15 protein-coding genes and 1 pseudogene are annotated in these 16,023 nt (G+C 66.0%); 13 read left to right on the forward strand and 3 right to left on the reverse strand.

Annotated elements, in window-relative coordinates; genetic code table 11:
• The first annotated feature begins 1 nt into the window (after position 1).
• From ACQI5H_RS01875 to ACQI5H_RS01905, 7 genes are read left to right on the forward strand one after another with little or no spacing between them, the layout of a single operon-like run.
• Positions 2-880 carry an ABC transporter permease gene (locus tag ACQI5H_RS01875; RefSeq protein ID WP_427077744.1) on the forward strand — a complete coding sequence of 293 codons (879 nt, stop codon included), beginning with the start codon at positions 2-4 and terminating at the stop codon, positions 878-880.
• Positions 881-885: 5 nt separating this feature from the next.
• Complete coding sequence (locus ACQI5H_RS01880; protein ID WP_427077745.1) at positions 886-2,100, forward strand: MCE family protein; 1,215 nt, start codon at positions 886-888, stop codon at positions 2,098-2,100.
• Entirely contained in the window at positions 2,097-3,128 is a 1,032-nt protein-coding gene (locus tag ACQI5H_RS01885) for an MCE family protein (protein ID WP_427077746.1), read from the forward strand. The genes ACQI5H_RS01880 and ACQI5H_RS01885 overlap by 4 nt, the downstream gene beginning before the upstream one ends.
• Positions 3,125-4,669, forward strand: a complete 1,545-nt coding sequence (locus ACQI5H_RS01890) for an MCE family protein (RefSeq protein WP_427077747.1) — start codon at positions 3,125-3,127, stop codon at positions 4,667-4,669. Before ACQI5H_RS01885 ends, ACQI5H_RS01890 begins: the two co-directional genes overlap by 4 nt.
• Positions 4,666-6,165: a virulence factor Mce family protein gene (locus ACQI5H_RS01895; RefSeq protein WP_427077748.1), complete on the forward strand. Its 1,500-nt coding sequence runs from the start codon at positions 4,666-4,668 to the stop codon at positions 6,163-6,165. The genes ACQI5H_RS01890 and ACQI5H_RS01895 overlap by 4 nt, the downstream gene beginning before the upstream one ends.
• On the forward strand, positions 6,162-7,304 hold the full coding sequence (locus ACQI5H_RS01900) for a virulence factor Mce family protein (RefSeq protein WP_427077749.1): 1,143 nt from the start codon (positions 6,162-6,164) through the stop codon (positions 7,302-7,304). The genes ACQI5H_RS01895 and ACQI5H_RS01900 overlap by 4 nt, the downstream gene beginning before the upstream one ends.
• A 3-nt stretch (positions 7,305-7,307) precedes the next feature.
• Entirely contained in the window at positions 7,308-8,858 is a 1,551-nt protein-coding gene (locus ACQI5H_RS01905; RefSeq protein WP_427077750.1) for an MCE family protein, read from the forward strand.
• Positions 8,859-8,875: 17 nt separating this feature from the next.
• On the opposite strand, the gene ACQI5H_RS01910 is transcribed toward ACQI5H_RS01905, so the two are convergent.
• Positions 8,876-9,619: a TVP38/TMEM64 family protein gene (locus ACQI5H_RS01910; protein WP_427077751.1), complete on the reverse strand. Its 744-nt coding sequence runs from the start codon at positions 9,617-9,619 to the stop codon at positions 8,876-8,878.
• Between the two features lie 53 nt (positions 9,620-9,672).
• On the opposite strand from ACQI5H_RS01910, the gene ACQI5H_RS01915 reads away from it, so the two are divergent.
• From ACQI5H_RS01915 to ACQI5H_RS01940, 6 genes are read left to right on the forward strand one after another with little or no spacing between them, the layout of a single operon-like run.
• Positions 9,673-10,788 (forward strand): DUF2235 domain-containing protein, encoded by a 1,116-nt coding sequence (locus ACQI5H_RS01915; RefSeq protein WP_427077752.1) that lies wholly within the window; start codon positions 9,673-9,675, stop codon positions 10,786-10,788.
• Between the two features lie 13 nt (positions 10,789-10,801).
• Positions 10,802-11,362: a phospholipase D-like domain-containing protein gene (locus ACQI5H_RS01920; RefSeq protein ID WP_427077753.1), complete on the forward strand. Its 561-nt coding sequence runs from the start codon at positions 10,802-10,804 to the stop codon at positions 11,360-11,362.
• 10 nt (positions 11,363-11,372) lie between these two features.
• A complete protein-coding gene (locus tag ACQI5H_RS01925) occupies positions 11,373-11,888 on the forward strand; it encodes a nitroreductase family protein (RefSeq protein WP_427077754.1) in 516 nt (171 codons plus the stop codon).
• The gene (locus tag ACQI5H_RS01930) at positions 11,875-12,648 is read left to right on the forward strand and encodes a class I SAM-dependent methyltransferase (RefSeq protein ID WP_427077755.1); all 774 of its coding nucleotides are present in this window, start codon (positions 11,875-11,877) and stop codon (positions 12,646-12,648) included. Before ACQI5H_RS01925 ends, ACQI5H_RS01930 begins: the two co-directional genes overlap by 14 nt.
• Positions 12,649-12,660: 12 nt before the next feature.
• Positions 12,661-13,128, forward strand: a complete 468-nt coding sequence (gene cynS, locus ACQI5H_RS01935; protein ID WP_427077756.1) for a cyanase — start codon at positions 12,661-12,663, stop codon at positions 13,126-13,128.
• Positions 13,128-14,141, forward strand: coding sequence for a patatin-like phospholipase family protein (locus tag ACQI5H_RS01940; RefSeq protein WP_427077757.1), 1,014 nt, complete (start codon positions 13,128-13,130; stop codon positions 14,139-14,141). The genes cynS and ACQI5H_RS01940 overlap by 1 nt, the downstream gene beginning before the upstream one ends.
• A 199-nt stretch (positions 14,142-14,340) precedes the next feature.
• Here the strand turns inward: ACQI5H_RS01940 and ACQI5H_RS01945 are convergent, their stop codons facing one another.
• Both ACQI5H_RS01945 and ACQI5H_RS01950 read right to left on the reverse strand, forming a co-directional pair.
• Positions 14,341-15,036 carry a crotonase/enoyl-CoA hydratase family protein gene (locus ACQI5H_RS01945; protein WP_427077758.1) on the reverse strand — a complete coding sequence of 232 codons (696 nt, stop codon included), beginning with the start codon at positions 15,034-15,036 and terminating at the stop codon, positions 14,341-14,343.
• Positions 15,037-15,073: 37 nt separating this feature from the next.
• Positions 15,074-15,966, reverse strand: a pseudogene (locus tag ACQI5H_RS01950) (hypothetical protein).
• Between the last annotated feature and the right edge of the window lie 57 nt (positions 15,967-16,023).

Below are 16,023 nucleotides of genomic sequence, written 5' to 3' on the forward strand. Positions count from 1 at the left end.
CGTGGCCGGGTCTTCAGCGCGGGTCGTACTGCGCGCGCGCTATCCGCGGACGGCCACCAATCTCAACCGCTATGGCGGCGGCGCGGCCCGAAGGCTCGAACGGATCGGGACTTTCGCGAGGTTCACGCGGATCAGCGTCATGCAGATCGGGTGGGCGCTACACCGCTACCGCCGGGAGACGCTGCGCCTGATCGCCGAGATCGGCATGGGCACCGGCGCGATGGCCGTGATCGGCGGCACGGTCGCGATCATCGGCTTCGTGACACTATCCGGCAGCTCGCTCATCGCCATCCAGGGATTCGCGTCGCTGGGCAACATCGGCGTCGAGGCGTTCACCGGATTCTTTGCGGCACTGGCCAATACGCGCGTGGCCGCTCCCATCGTCTCGGGTGTCGCGCTGGCCGCCACGGTCGGCGCCGGCGCCACCGCCCAATTGGGCGCCATGCGGATCAGTGAGGAGATCGACGCGCTGGAAGTCATGGGCATCAAGTCGATTTCGTTTCTGGTCTCCACTCGGATCCTGGGCGGGCTGGTGGTGATCGTGCCGCTGTACGCGCTGGCCCTCGACATGGCTTTCACGTCCGGGCAGGTCGTCACGACGATCCTCTACGGCCAGTCGAACGGCACGTATGAGCATTACTTCCGCACGTTCCTGCGCCCCGAGGACGTGGCCTGGTCGGTCGTGCAGGTCGTCATCATTGCGGTGGTCGTGATGATCACCCATTGCTACTACGGCTACACCGCCAGCGGTGGACCGGTCGGCGTCGGCCAGGCCGTCGGGCGATCGATGCGTTTTTCTCTGGTCTCGGTGGTGGTGGTCGTCCTGGTGGCCGAGTTGGCGCTCTACGGCGTCGACCCGAACTTCAACCTCACGGTCTAACCCGCATGACGACACAGCTGACGCGCAAGAGTCGACGGGTCCTCCTGTACGTGGAGGGTGTGGTCTTGCTGGTAGTCGCCGCATTGGTTCTGGTGTTGGTGTACATGCAGTTTCGGGGGGACTTCACGCCGAAGACCGAGCTGACCATGGTGGCTTCGCGGGCGGGGCTGGTAATGGAACCGGGCGCGAAAGTCACGTTCAACGGGGTCGCGATCGGCCGGGTGGCCAGCATTACGGAGATCGAGCGCGACCGCGGCCCCGCGGCAAAGCTGGGGTTGGAGGTCAATCCGGAGTTCGTCAAGCTGATTCCGGCCAACGTGGTGGCGACCATCGAGGCGGCCACGCTGTTCGGCAATAAGTATGTGGCATTGTCCTCGCCGGAAAATCCGCTGCCCCAACGCATCTCGCCGCGCGATGTCATCGACGTTCGGTCGGTGACCACCGAGTTCAACACGCTGTTCGAGTCGATCACCTCGATCGCCGAGAAGGTGGATCCGGTCGAACTCAACGCGACGCTTTCGGCCCTGGCGCAGGCGCTCGATGGGCTGGGCGGGGGCTTCGGAGAGTCGCTGGTCAACGGCAATCGTATTCTGCAGCACTTGAACCCGCGGGTCGAGCGCCTCGGATACGACGTGCGGCGGTTGGCGGATCTCGGTGAGATCTACACACGTGCTTCGCCGGATTTGTGGGGTTTCCTGCAGAACGCGCTGACCACCGCCCGCACACTGACCAGGCAGCAAGGGGATCTGGATGCCGCGTTGTTGGCGGCGGCGGCCGCGGGCAAGACCGGTGAAGACATCTTCGCCAGGGGCGGCCCGTATCTGGTGCGCGGTGCAGCCGACCTGGTACCCACCGCCGAGCTGCTCGACACCTACAGCCCCGAGCTGTTCTGCACCACCCGCAACTTTCACGACGCCGCGCCACTGATCCTGAACGCGGCCGGCGGCAACGGCTATTCGCTGGCGGCATACGGCACGCTTCTGCCGGCGCCCAATCCCTATGTCTATCCGGACAATCTGCCCCGGGTGAACGCCCACGGCGGGCCCGGGGGGCGGCCGGGCTGCTGGCAGACGATCACCCGGGATTTGTGGCCGGCCCCCTATCTGGTGATGGACACCGGCGCCAACCTCGCGCCGTACAACCACCTCGAGGTGGGCCAGCCGCTGTTCGGTGAATACGTCTGGGGACGCCAATACGGGGAGAACACGATCAACCCATGAAAACCACTGGCACGGCACTCAAACTCGGCATCGTGTGGTTGGTTCTGCTCGTGTTCACCCTGGTGATCATCGTGGTATTCGGCCAGGTGCGCTTCGATCGCACCACCGGCTATTCCGCGGTCTTCTCCAACGCCAGCGGCCTAAAGGCAGGGCAGTTCGTCCGCGCGGCGGGCGTGGAGGTCGGCAAGGTCTCCAAGGTGACGCTGATCGACGGGAACAGACGGGTTTTGGTGGCCTTCACCGTGGATGACTCGCTGTCGCTGGACAAGGCGACGACCGCGTCGATCCGCTACCTCAACTTGATCGGCGACCGCTACCTGGAGCTCAAGCGAGGGGACAGCGGCCAGCCGCTGTCCCCGGGCGGCACCATCCCGCTCGAGCACACCCAGCCGGCCTTGGATCTGGACGCATTGATCGGCGGGTTTCGTCCGCTCTTCAAGGCGCTGGATCCGGACAAGGTCAACAGGCTCGCCCAGTCGATCATCACCGTGTTCCAGGGGCAGGGCGCCACCATCAACGACATCCTCGACCAAACCGCCTCGCTCACCGCGACGTTGGCCCACAAGGATCAAGCGATCGGGGAGATAGTCACCAACTTGAACACCGTGCTGGCGACGGCCGTCAAGCATGAAAAGGAGTTCGACACCACGGTCGACAAGCTAGAGGTGTTGATCACCGGGCTGAAGAACAGGGCCGATCCGTTGGCGGCGGCGGTAGCCCATATCAGTGGCGCCGCGGGAACCCTCGCCGACCTGCTGGGGGAGGACCGGCCCTTGCTGCACAGCACATTCGGACACCTGGAGGGCATCCAGCAGTCGCTGATACACGATCTGCCGACACTCGACGACGTGTTGCGCAAGCTGCCGGGCGCGTACCGGATCATCGGCCGCGCCGGCGGTACCTATGGCGACTTCTTCAACTTCTACCTGTGCGACATTTCGCTGAAAGTCAACGGATTGCAGCCCGGCGGTCCGGTGCGCACCATCAAGCTCTTTGGGCAGCCCACCGGGAGGTGCACGCCACAATGAGGACGCTGACGGAATCCAACCGCGGGCGCATCGGGCTGATGGGCGTGGTGGTCACGCTGCTCATCATCGGTGTGGGACAGACCTTTACCAGCGTGCCGATGTTGTTCGCCACGCCCACCTACTACGCGGAGTTCACCGACACCGGCGGGATCAACACGGGCGACAAGGTGGAAATCTCCGGGGTGGACGTCGGCCTGGTCCGCTCGCTGGCGATCCGCGGCAACCGGGTAGCCGTCGGATTCACCCTCGATGGGAGGACGGTCGGGACGCAGAGCCGGGTGGCGATTCGCACCGAGACCATCCTCGGCCGCAAGAACATGCAGATCGAACCGCGTGGTTCAGAGCCATTGCTGCCCAACGGTTTCCTTCCGCTGGCGCAAACCACCACGCCATACCAGGTCTACGACGCTTTCGTCGATGCCACCAAGGCGGCCAAGGGCTGGGACATCGAGGCCACCAAACGTTCGCTGAAGGTGTTGTCGGAGACCTTCGATCAAACCGCTCCACATCTCAGTGCCGCCCTCGACGGGGTCAGGGCATTCTCGGACACCATCGGCAAGCGCGGCGAGCAGCTCAAGCAACTGCTGGCCAACACCAACAAGATCGCGCGGGTGCTGGGTGACCGCAGCGGCCAATTCAACGGGCTGCTGGTCAACACCAACACGCTGCTGGCCTCGTTCAAGCAACGCAGCCAGGCGCTGAGCATTCTGCTGAGCAATGTCTCGGACGTGTCGGCCCAGGTTTCCGGTCTTTTCAAGGAAAACCCCAACCTCAACCATGTGCTGCAGCAGTTGGGCACGGTCAGCGACGAACTGGTCAAGCGCAAGAATGACCTGGCCGACGTGCTGATACTGCTGAGCAGATACACCGCGTCCCTGACCGAGGCCGTGGCTTCCGGACCGTACTTCAAGGCGATGGTGGCGAATCTGCTTCCCTACCAAGTCCTTCAGCCCTGGGTCGACGCGGCGTTCAAAAAGCGCGGCATCGACCCGGAGAACTTCTGGCGCAGTGCCGGGCTGCCCGAGTTCCGGTGGCCCGACCCCAACGGCACCCGGTTCCCCAACGGCGCGCCTCCGCCGGCTCCGACGGTGCTGGAAGGCACACCGCAGCATCCGGGGCCGGCCGTCCCGCCCGGATCGCCGTGCTCCTACACGCCGGGGCCGGGCGCGTCGCCGCGTCCCGACAATCCGCTGCCCTGCGCCGGCGCCGCGATCGGGCCGTTCGGAGGCCCCGCATTCCCGGCGCCGCTCGACGTCCAGACCTCGACGCCCAAACCCGATGGGCCGCAACCGGAGCCGGGCATTCCGATCGCGGGGCGACCGGGTGAGACGCCGCCGGATGTTCCGGGCGCACCCGTTCCGTTGCCGCCGCACGCGCCGCCCGGGGCACGCGCCGAACCGCTGGGGCCGGCCGGCCCGACACCGCCGCCGTCGACGTTGGCGCCAGGCTTGCCGCCGCGCCCCGGCCCGCCGCCGGGACCGGGACCGCAGCTGCCGGCGCCGTTCATCACGCCCGGCGGGACGGGAGGTAGCAACCAATGAGCACCATCTTCGACATCCGCAGCCTTCGACTGCCGAAAGTGTCGCGCAAGGCGCTGCTGGCCGGGGCGTTGGTAATGGTGTTGGCCCTCGTCGCCCTCGTCGTCGGCGTGCAGCTGTATCGCAAGCTGACCAACACGAGCGTCGTCGCATATTTCTCCGAGACCCTCGCGCTCTACCCCGGCGACAAGGTCCAGATCATGGGTGTGCGGGTGGGTTCGATCGACAAGATCGAGCCGGCCGGCGACAAGATGCGAGTCACCTTCCACTACAGCAACAAATACAAGGTGCCCCTCAACGCCACCGCGTCGATACTCAACCCCAGCCTGGTCGCCTCGCGCACCATCCAGCTGTCACCGGCCTACACCGATGGGCCGGTAATGAAGGACGGCGCGGTGATCCCCGTCGAGCGCACCCAGGTGCCCGTCGAGTGGGACCAGCTGCGCGACTCCCTCAACGGGATCCTGCGACAGCTCGGCCCGACACCGCAGCAGCCCGAGGGCCCCTTCGGCGAGCTCATCGAATCGGCCGCGGACAACCTGTCCGGCAAGGGCAAGCAGGTGCACGACACCCTGAACAGCCTGTCGGAGGCGTTGACCGCGCTGAACGAGGGGCGGGGTGACTTCGTCTCGATCACGCGGAGCCTGGCGCAATTCATCGGCGCGCTGTACCAGAACGACCGACAGTTCGTCGCCCTCAACGACAACCTGGCTCAGTTCACCGATTGGTTCACCAAATCCGACCACGATGTGGCCGACACGGTGCAGCGGGTCGACGAGGTGCTCGCCGCCACGCGAAAGTTCGTGAACGACAACAGGTCCGCGCTGAGCCACGATGTCAACAACCTCGCCGACGCGACCACCGCGCTCCTGCAGCCCGAGCCGCGGGACGGTCTGGAAACGGCGTTGCACGTGTTGCCGACCTTCGCGGGCAACATCAACAACATCTACTATCCGGCGCACAGCTCGCTGGTGGGTTCGTTCGTATTTCCCAGCTTCGCGAACCCGATTCAGTTCATCTGCAGTTCCATCCAGGCCGGCAGCCGGCTCGGCTATCAGGACTCGGCCGAGCTGTGCGCGCAGTACCTGGCGCCGGTTCTGGACTCCATCAAGTTCAACTACCTGCCGTTCAGCGCGAACTTCTTCAGCTCGGCGGACACCTTGCCCAAGGAGGTGGCGTACTCCGAGGAGCGGCTGCGCCCGCCCCCGGGATACAAGGACACCACCGTGCCCGGGATCTTCTCGCCCGATACACCCTTTTCGCACGGCAACCATGAACCGGGCTGGGTCGTCGCGCCCGGAATGCAGGGGACGCAGGTTCAGCCGTTTACTGCGAACGTGCTGACCCCTGAGTCGCTGGCCGAGCTGATGGGCGGTCCGGACGCCCCGCCCCCGCCGCCGGCGAGCAACCTCCCCGGACCGCCCAACGCCTACGACGAGTCCAATCCGCCTGCGCCGCCGTGGTTTTCGCAGCCCGCACAGCCGGGGCCGGGCCGATGAAACGCCTGATCATCGGCGCCGGACGCCGCGGACTGGCGGTGGTGATGGCGTTGGTGCTGAGTTCGTGCGCCTGGCGTGGCATCGCCAACGTGCCGCTTCCGGTCGGCCGTGGCACCGGCGCGGGCCACATGACGATCTACGTCCAGGTGCCCGACACGCTGGCGCTGAACACGAACAGCCGGGTGCGGGTCGCCGACGTCTGGGTCGGCACGGTGCGCGACATCCGGCTGAAGAACTGGATCGCGACCCTGACGCTGGACATCGATCCGAGCGTGAAGCTTCCGGCAAACGCGACCGCGAAGATCGGCCAGACCAGCCTGCTGGGCACTCAGCACGTCGAGCTGGCCGCGCCGAAAAACCCGTCGCCGCAACCGTTGAAGACCGGCGACACCATCAGCCTGATGAACTCCTCGGCCTACCCGACCGTCGAACGGACGTTGGCCAGCATCGCGGTCATCCTGACGGGAGGCGGCATCACACACCTCGAGGTGATTCAGAACGAGATCCTCAATGCCCTCGACGGCCATGTCGATCAGGTCCGCGAATTCCTCGGGCGGCTGGACACATTCACCGCCGAACTGAACCGGCGAACGAGTGACCTCACCCGCGCGATCGATTCGAGCAACGAACTCCTGACCGCCATCGCGAACCACAACGACACGCTGGATCGGGTGCTCACCGACATCCCGCCGCTGATCCGGCACTTCGCCGACACGCGCGAACTGTTCGCCGACGCCGTCGAATCGCTGGGCAGATTCAGCGACGTCGCCAACCGGGCGCTTTCGGATTCCCGGGGCAACCTGCGCCAGAACCTGGAGTCCTTGCAGCGGCCCCTCATTCAGCTCGAGCGGGCCTCGCCGCTGACGGTCGATGCGTTGCGGCTGGGCCTTACCGCGCCGTTCAACATCGACGGTGTCCCGAAGCTGATCCGCGGCGACTACATCAACATTTCGGCCGGGATCGACCTGACCCTGTCCGCCCTGGATAACGCGCTGCTGACCGGAACGGGACTCTCCGGCATGTTCCGAGCGCTCGAACAGGCGTGGGGCCGCGATCCGGCCACGATGATCCCGGACGTCCGCTATACGCCGAACCCGAATGACGCCCCGGGCGGACCGCTGGTGGAAAGGGGCGAGTGAAAGATGCTGACTCGCCTCATCAAAACCCAACTGGTGCTATTGGTGGTGCTGGCGGTCGCTGCGGTGGTGGTCCTGGGCTGGTACTTCCTGCGGATACCGAGTCTCGTCGGCATCGGGCGATACACGCTCTATGCCGAATTGCCGCAGTCCGGTGGGCTTTATCGAACCGCCAACGTCACGTATCGGGGCATCACCATCGGCACGGTCACCGCCGTCGACCCGACCGCGCGCGGTGCGCGGGCGACGATGAGCATCGACAACGGCTACCAGATCCCGACCGACACGTGGGCCAACGTGCATTCCGTGTCGGCGGTCGGCGAGCAGTACCTCGATCTGGTGTCGACCCGCACCGGCGGTCCGTACCTCGAGAACAACCAGACGATCACCAGAAGCACGGTCCCCAGCCAGATCGGCCCCGCGCTCGATGCCGCCAACCGCGGATTGGCCGTGCTGCCCAAGGACAAGGTGGCGTCGCTGCTCTACGAGGCGTCACAGGCCCTGGGTGGGCTGGGCCCGTCACTTCGGCGCCTGGTCGACGCGGCCCAGGGCATCAGCCACGACTTCAACGGCAGCATCGACGACGTCGACGGCATCATCGACCATTCGGCGCCCATCATCGACAGCCAGGTCAATTCGGGTGACGACATCGCGCGCTGGGCCGCCAACCTCAACACCCTGACAATGCAAACCGCGCAGCAGGATCAAGCGATTCGTCGCATCCTGGCCGAGGCGGCACCGACCGCCGAGCAGGTCAACGCCACGTTCGGCGACGTGCGGGAATCGCTACCACAGACGCTCGCCAATCTCGAGGTCGTGATCGACATGCTCAAGCGCTACCACAACGGCGTCGAGCAGGCGTTGGTGTTCTTGCCGCAGTCCGCGGCGGCCGCCCAGTCCGTCACGTCGGAATTTCCCGGCCAGGCGGCCCTCGGCGTCGGCGCACTGTCCCTCAACCAGCCACCGCCGTGCCTGACGGGTTTCCTGCCGGCATCGGAATGGCGGGCGCCGGCCGATACCAGCACCGCGCCGCTACCCAGTGGGACCTACTGCAAGATCCCGATGGACGCGCAGAATGTCGTTCGTGGGGCACGCAACTACCCGTGCGCGGACGTGCCGGGCAAGCGGGCCGCATCCCCCCGGGAGTGCCGCAGCAGCGAGCCGTACGTGCCGCTGGGCACCAATCCGTGGTACGGAGACCCGAATCAGATCCTGACCTGTCCCGCCCCGGCCGCGCGGTGCGACCAGCCGGTGAAGCCCGGTCTGGTGATCCCCGCGCCGTCGGTCAACAACGGTCTCAACCCGCTGCCCGCCGATCAGCTGCCGGGCACGCCGCCCCCGGTCAGCGACCCATTGCAGCGACCCGGATCGGGCACCGTCCGCTGCAACGGGCAGCAGCCCAATCCGTGCGTCTACACCCCGAACGCGCTTTCCGCGGCAATCTATGACGTGCAGAGCGGCAAAGTCGTGGGGCCGGACGGCGTGGTCTATTCCGTTGAGAACTCGACCAACATCGGAGACGAGGGGTGGAAGAAGATGCTGACACCGGCCGGCTGATCCGGCACAGCGTTTCGTCAGGGCGCCTCCGCTTCCGGATCCGCTGTGCCGCTGGCTTTTTCGTGACGCGCGTGGTGACGCCAGCTCCGGTACCCGCGTCGAGCGGCGAACGCACCGACGACGGCCGACACGCACCACACCCCAATCGCCGCATATGCCAAAGCGGGCGACCGATTCCCGATCGATGCGCCCAGCGCCGTGTAAGCGAAAGCGCGCGGCAACGAACCGATGAACGAACCGACGGCCATCTGCCACAACGGAACTCCGAACGCCCCGAACGCGTAGGAGGCGAGCGCATCCGATATGCCGGGGACAAAGCGCTGACCCACAACCGCCCACAGCCCGCCGTGTTCGATCAGCGCGTCGATGCGGTCGGCGCGTGCCGTGCCCAGCAGAGCCCGAGCGCTGTTGCGGCCGGCCCGACGGCCCAGACGGCTGGCGACGATCGCGGTGCCCACCGCCGCGCCCAGCGTCACGAAGACGCCCACAACGGGGCCGAACAACAGCCCGCTGCCCGCCGCCAGAATCGAGCCCGGCACGAACATCGCGCCCAGCGCGGCCGACACCACGACGTAGGTCAGCGGGGCCGCCGGGCCCGTCGCCGAAACCACGCCCCGCAGGTCCTCGATGTCGACAATTCGCTTGACGGCCAAGAGATAGAACATCGCGGCCAAGAACGCGGCAAACACGGCGAGCCGCACGATGTGGCTGCGCCGGGAGGCGGGTGGGGTTGCCGGTGCGGGACCGTCGTCGTCGGACATCGGGCGTCATTCTTCCGCAATCGTCTTACTATGCGACATGGGAGGCTCCAACCATGACCGAACACCCCGAGTCACCGCGGCGCAAGCGGATCGTGGTCTGCCTTGACGGGACCGCCAACCAAATCGGGGCCGGCAATCTCACCAATGTCGCCAAGCTCTTCGAGCTGCTGGCGAAGGACGATCCAACCAGCCAACTGACCTATTATGACCCCGGCGTGGGCACGCTGGCCCCGGCCGCCGCGCACTCGACGTTGCGTCGCACGGTCTCGCTGCTATTCGAGCAGGCATTCGGTGTAGGCCTGAAAGACAATGTGGCACAGGCATACCGGTACTTGATGGAACATTGGCGGCCCGGCGATGCGATCTACATATTCGGGTTCAGCCGCGGCGCGTATACAGCCCGGGCGCTGGCCGGGATGCTGCTGCGGCCGGGGCTGATGCGACCCGGTTCGGAGAATCTGCTACCTTACGCGGTCGAAAAGTACGCTATCAACCGGGATTTCACCAAGAACGAGTACGACCTCTGGGGCGAGTTCGCCCGCGCGTTCTGCTGGCGCACCGAGGGCGAACCGCTGTTTTCGGCTGTGCGCCAGAACAATCCTAATCAGGTGTGGCACTATGCGGTGCCGGTGGCGTATCTGGGATTGTGGGACACCGTCAAGGCGGCGGGCTTCCTGCGGCTCGGCACCTTGCGATGGCCGTACACGCGCACGCTGCCCAACGTGGCGCGCATCCGTCACGCCGTCTCGATCGACGAACGTCGTCGTCCCTACCGTGAATACCTCGTCGAACGGCACCCGCTGGGGCTCGAGGAGCGATGGTTCGCCGGCGTGCACGCCGACGTGGGGGGCACCTTTTCCGACCACCGGCTCGCCACGATCGCGCTGAAGTGGATCGTCGACGGCGTGGCCCACGACCTGGCGATCGACGCCGACGACTACCGGCAGCAATGCGCGGTGACCGAGGACTTCGCAACCGCACCGATCCACGACAACGGGAAACTGTGGTACTTGGTGGGGCGGCGACGTCGGCCGATTCCTCCCGACGCGCTGGTGCACCCGAGCGTGCTGGTGCGCCGCCGCGAAGACCCGGGATACTTGCCGAAGCTGAGCGCCGAGCAGCTACAGGCCAGCGCCGCCCAGCCGGATTGGACGACTCCAGCGTTGTAGAGGAGTAATTGTCATGGCACTTGATTCGCTGCCCGAACTCGACCAGTACAAAGCCGCGCCCTTCCCGCCCGGATATCCCGACCACACCCGCACCTTCTACAGCCCCGTCGACCGCGTGCACGACGCGCTCAAGGCGTTGCTGACTTCCGCCGACAAGAGCCTCGTCGTGGCGATGTACGGCTACGACGACCCGGAGCTGAATTCGGTCCTGAAGTCCAAGCTGCAGGACGAAAAGATCTATGTGCAGCTGACTCTCGATTCCACTCAAGCCAAAGGAGTCGCCGAGCGCGCTCTGCTGGCACAGTGGCTGAACGACAAAACCGGCAACAGCATTGCGATCGGCCACAGCGAGAAATCGGCGATCATGCATTTGAAGATGGTGATCATCGACGGGGTCGACGTCGTCACGGGTTCCACGAATTGGTCCCAGGGCGGAGAAGCCAGGCAGGACAATCAGCTCACCGTTATCCGCGACTCACTGGTTTGCGCGGAAGCCCGCTCGCGGATCGACATCATCCACGACGACATGCTCAAGCAGATGGCCGCCAAGGCACAATCCGGAACAACGCACTAGAGGGGATGAGATGGAAACGTGGGACGCGATCCGCGCTCGGCGCAACGTTCGGCAGTACACGGCGGAACCGGTGCCGGAAGCCGACCTGAACCGGATCGCCGAGGCCGGCTGGCGGGCGCCGTCGGCGAAAAACCGTCAGCCGTGGGACTTCGTGATCGTCACCGACCCGACTCAACTCGAGGAGCTTTCCACGGTCTGGATGGGCGCCGGTCACATCGCCGCGGCCGCGGCCGCAATCGTCATCGTGGTGCCGGTGCCGCCGGACGAGCGGCGGCTGGTGACGGACAACTACGACGTCGGCCAGGCAACGATGGCGATGATGATCGCGGCCACCGACCTCGGGATCGGCACCGGCCATTCGTCGGTGGGGGATCAGGAGAGGGCGCGCGCCATCCTGGGCGTCCCTGACGACCACCTGGTGGCCTTCATGCTCGGCGTCGGCTATCCGGCCGACCGGCCCCTGGCGCCGATCCGCAAACCGAATCGGCGCTCCTTCGACGAGGTGGTCCACCATGGCCGCTGGTGAATCGGTGACTGCCGACGTGCGCAAGGGCGAATACGGATACGACGGCTCTTTTCATACCATCTCGGCACGAGCCCAATTGGCCGGCGTCGCAGCCACTTCCGCTGCCCTGCTCGCGGGGGCCGGCTTCGCGCTGGCCCGCGGTAACCGCTTGGCGGCGTCGCTCGCGGCCGCGTCGGCCGTCGAGATTCTCGCGACGGCCGCCTCCTTCATCTACGCGACGCGATCGGGCAAGTTTCGCGCCTGGGACGACGTTTTGGACAACCTACGACTGCGCGGGGACGAAACGTTGCTCGACCTCGGGTGCGGGCGGGGTGCGGTGTTGCTGGCCGCGGCCAAGCGACTGCCGCGGGGCCGCGCGGTGGGCGTCGACCTGTGGCGGGCCGATCAGACCGAAAACTCCCAGGAGGCAACGTTATCCAACGCGGCCCTGGAAAGCGTCGCCGAGCGCGTCGAGGTGTACACCGCCGACATGACCGCCCTCCCGTTGGGCGACGAGAGCGTCGACGTGATCGTGAGCAGCCTGGCCATCCATAACATTCCGAAACGCGCCGGGCGGCGACAGGCGTTGGACGAAGCGGTTCGGGTGTTACGGCCGGGCGGCCGCCTGGCCATCGCCGACCTGTGGGAGACCCGTCAGCACGCCGCGCGGCTGCGCGAGCTGGGCTGGCTCGACGTGCGGCGCCGCAACCTGGGGTGGCGCATGTGGTACGGCGGCCCGTGGTTCGCCACCCGCTTGGTCACCGCGACGAAGCCCGGCTAGGTCCGGCGGTGCATGCTGGGACGCATGACGAGAAACGAAGTCACCGAGCAGATCGTCGTTGCCCGCCTCGCGCGCGGCCTGACGTGGCAGGAGCTGGCCGACGCCATAGGCCGGCCGGTCGTGTGGACCACGTCGGCATTGCTTGGTCAGCATCCCATCCCCGCCGAACTCGGCAAGGTCGTGGTCGAGATGCTGGGTCTCGACGAGTCGGCGGTAGCCGTGCTGGCCGCCCCGCCCATGCGTGGCGGACTGCCTACGACAGTGCCGACCGACCCCACCATCTACCGTTTCTACGAAGCGCTTCAGGTGTACGGCGGCGCCATCAAGGAACTGATTCACGAGCGGTTCGGCGACGGCATCATGAGCGCGATCAACTTCAGCGTCGACCTGCAAAAGAAGCCGCACCCGTCGGGCGACCGCGTGGTGGTGACATTCGACGGGAAATTCCTTCCCTACGACTGGGTTTCGGCGGAGAACTAATGGCGGTCAAGGCAGCGCAGCCGAAATCGGTGGATCTGGTGCTCTCCGGTGGTGGCGTGAAGTTCATCGGTCTGGTGGGCGCCATCGTCGCGCTGATGGATGCCGGCTATTCGATCAAGCGGATCTCGGGTGTGTCGGCCGGCTCGGTGGTTGCGGCGATCTTGGCGGCCGGGTCCAGAGGCGGCCAGCTGAGCGGCGCGGACATGAAGGAACTCGCCTTCTCGGTACCGCTGAACCAGTGGCGCGATGCGGGGCCCGTCCCCTTTCTCGGTGCCGCGTGGGGACTGGTGCGGGACACGAGCATGTACCGCGGCGATGTTGCCTACGACTGGATTCGGAGTGAGCTGAAGAACCTTGGCGTCACCTCCTTCGGCGATCTAGTCCTCGACGAGGACCACCCGATCGAGGGATGGCAATACAAGCTGGTGGTCACCGTCGCCGACCTCACCGCGGCGCAATTGGTGCGGCTGCCGTGGGATTACCGGCGGCTCTACGGCCTGGACCCCGACGAGCAGCCGGTCGCCGACGCGGTGCGCGCATCGATGGCGATCCCGTTCTTCTACCGCCCGGTCAAGCTGACGAGCGCGAGCGGCGAGACGTCGACCCTCGTCGACGGTGGTGTGCTCTCGAACTTCCCGATCGACACCTTCGACCGGCCCGACGGCAAACCGCCACGCTGGCCCACGTTCGGGATCACGGTGCTGCCGAGGCTCAACGAGGGCATCCTCGCGGTGATGCCCGCGCTGAAACCCCTGCGCTTCTTCGAACAGACCGCGTTGTTGGAAAGCCTGCTCACCACGATGCTGGCCGGCCACGACCAGACCCACCTCAACCGGCCGTGGGTCGCCGCGCGCGCGATCCCGGTCGAGTCGACCAATGTGGGGGTGCTCGACTTCGATGTCGCGCCCGGGCGCCTGGAAGAGCTATACGACAGGGGTTATGAGGCGGCGCAAGAGTTTCTGGCGACGTGGGACTGGACCGCGTATCTCAAGCGCTTCCGCTGGGCCGGTTGACGGTCACCCTTTCGGGCCGAAAGGCCTGGTCACGGGGTGAAGTGACGGCGTCGCGCAAACGTGTCAGACTTCCGAATGGAGGAGGCGACATGAGGGGAGGCGGTTGCCCGGGCAACCGCATCGCCTTCTCCGCAAAACTGAATCATGTTGCACCGCGCCAACTTTCAGCTGGTCAATGCCTGCGCGGTGCGACGCGGAACTACACGCCGAACTCGGCCTCGATCCCGTCGATCCCGGCGCGGATGGCTGCCAGCGCGTCGGCGCGGGCGCGCAACTTGGTCGCGGCGTGGGCGTGCTGGTTCAGGCCGGCGAATTCCTGCGCGGCTTCTTCGGCGCGGCTGAGCACCATCTCCGGAAGCACGATCTCGTCGACAAAGCCCGCCGCGAGGGCGGTCTCGCCGAAGAAGGTCTTGGCCAGGCCCGTGGCTTGCTGGTACGCCGACCGCGTCAGCCGCAGCTTCATGATCTCGAGAGCGGCGTACGGGATGATCATGCCGATAGCGACCTCGTTGGCCTGAATGTTGTACGCGTGGGCGGCCACTCGGTGATCGCCGGACGACAACAGGAACGCCCCCATCGCGATGGCGTGGCCGGTGCAGGCCATTACCACCGGCTTCGGGTAGGACAACAGTCGATGCGCCAGCTCGAAGCCGCCCCTGAGCATGTCGATCGCCGGCTGCACCTCACCGGAGGTCAGAATCTTCAGGTCGAATCCGCCGCTGAACACCCTCTCGTTGCCGGCGATCACCACCGCGCCCACGTCGTCACTGTCGGCCTGGTCGATGGCTTCGTTGAGAGCCTGCTGCATGGTCGGGCCCAGCGCATTGACTTTGCCGTCGTCCATCCGGATGACCGCGATGGACTCGTTACGGCTGTAGGTGACCGGGCCGCTCATGGCTCACTCCTTTGATACGGACGCGCAGTCGATTGAATCAGATCGACATCGGCGGGAGCCGGCCCGCCGTCACACGTGCTGGCCGCGATGCTTGCCCAGCTCGTTTTCCGCGTTACCCCAGCGGAGGCTGACATCGGTGGGTTCGTCGAGCTGCCGGGTGCGCCAGCGGTCCTGGGTTTCCTGCACCGCCTTGTTGATTCGTTCGATTTCGCTGCGGAACACGTCGGGACGCGTTTCCTTGCTCGCGTAGTGGAAGTAGGTGAGCAGCCCGCGCAGCAGTTCCAGTTTCTGCTTCTCCCGCTTCGCGAGGTCGTGCGTCGTCATCAACTCGATGCGCTGAACGGGTGGCAGGGCATCCCAGTCCAGCACCACGCTGGTCTCCAGCGGGCGGCGCTCGCGCTGCCAGAACCGCCATCCGCGCGGCGTATCGGGGCGGTCGTAATAGATCACCTTGCCGGTGAAGCGAGACTCGATACCGCTTCCAATTTCGCGGCGGTCGAGCGCAGAATCCCACACCATCCGCCATTCCTGGCCGGGCGCCAGTACCGGCAACTCGCGGGGAAGCTGCAGTTCGACGACATCGGCGTAGCCGTCCGAGGCATTTTCGTATTCGGCCACCGTCGGCGGATTCGGAAATGAAAAACGGATGTCATAAGCCGCCGTCTGGCCGAAATTCCGGACCACGAGCTCGATCACGTGCCAGTCGGCGGCGTGCGGCTCCATGAGCATGGCGACGTGGGGGCGGGTCTGCTCCGACGCGAATCCGCGGCTGCGGCTGATCTGCCGGTTTGCGAACACCAGCGCGACGACACCGAGCGCAATTGCCGCCCAGGCCGCCCACGCCAGCCAGGTGCTGGACCCGACATCGGTGACCCCGTGCCAGCTGTCCTGGATCCACCCCATTGAATCGACCTTCCGCTTATCCGGCATCGCAGGAAATTTCGCTGGACTGATAGTAGAGGTGCCAGGCGAATATCGCCGCATTCG

Source organism: Mycobacterium heidelbergense (assembly GCF_050205645.1).
In the GTDB taxonomy this organism is placed as follows: domain Bacteria; phylum Actinomycetota; class Actinomycetes; order Mycobacteriales; family Mycobacteriaceae; genus Mycobacterium; species Mycobacterium heidelbergense_A.

Coding starts and splice junctions, on each gene's coding strand:
- ACQI5H_RS01880 (WP_427077745.1), top strand. CDS start 886: ATGACGACACAGCTGACGCGCAAGAGTCGACGGGTCCTCCTGTACGTG.
- ACQI5H_RS01885 (WP_427077746.1), top strand. CDS start 2,097: ATGAAAACCACTGGCACGGCACTCAAACTCGGCATCGTGTGGTTGGTT.
- ACQI5H_RS01890 (WP_427077747.1), top strand. CDS start 3,125: ATGAGGACGCTGACGGAATCCAACCGCGGGCGCATCGGGCTGATGGGC.
- ACQI5H_RS01895 (WP_427077748.1), top strand. CDS start 4,666: ATGAGCACCATCTTCGACATCCGCAGCCTTCGACTGCCGAAAGTGTCG.
- ACQI5H_RS01900 (WP_427077749.1), top strand. CDS start 6,162: ATGAAACGCCTGATCATCGGCGCCGGACGCCGCGGACTGGCGGTGGTG.
- ACQI5H_RS01905 (WP_427077750.1), top strand. CDS start 7,308: ATGCTGACTCGCCTCATCAAAACCCAACTGGTGCTATTGGTGGTGCTG.
- ACQI5H_RS01910 (WP_427077751.1), bottom strand. CDS start 9,619: ATGTCCGACGACGACGGTCCCGCACCGGCAACCCCACCCGCCTCCCGG.
- ACQI5H_RS01915 (WP_427077752.1), top strand. CDS start 9,673: ATGACCGAACACCCCGAGTCACCGCGGCGCAAGCGGATCGTGGTCTGC.
- ACQI5H_RS01920 (WP_427077753.1), top strand. CDS start 10,802: ATGGCACTTGATTCGCTGCCCGAACTCGACCAGTACAAAGCCGCGCCC.
- ACQI5H_RS01925 (WP_427077754.1), top strand. CDS start 11,373: ATGGAAACGTGGGACGCGATCCGCGCTCGGCGCAACGTTCGGCAGTAC.
- ACQI5H_RS01930 (WP_427077755.1), top strand. CDS start 11,875: ATGGCCGCTGGTGAATCGGTGACTGCCGACGTGCGCAAGGGCGAATAC.
- cynS (WP_427077756.1), top strand. CDS start 12,661: ATGCTGGGACGCATGACGAGAAACGAAGTCACCGAGCAGATCGTCGTT.
- ACQI5H_RS01940 (WP_427077757.1), top strand. CDS start 13,128: ATGGCGGTCAAGGCAGCGCAGCCGAAATCGGTGGATCTGGTGCTCTCC.
- ACQI5H_RS01945 (WP_427077758.1), bottom strand. CDS start 15,036: ATGAGCGGCCCGGTCACCTACAGCCGTAACGAGTCCATCGCGGTCATC.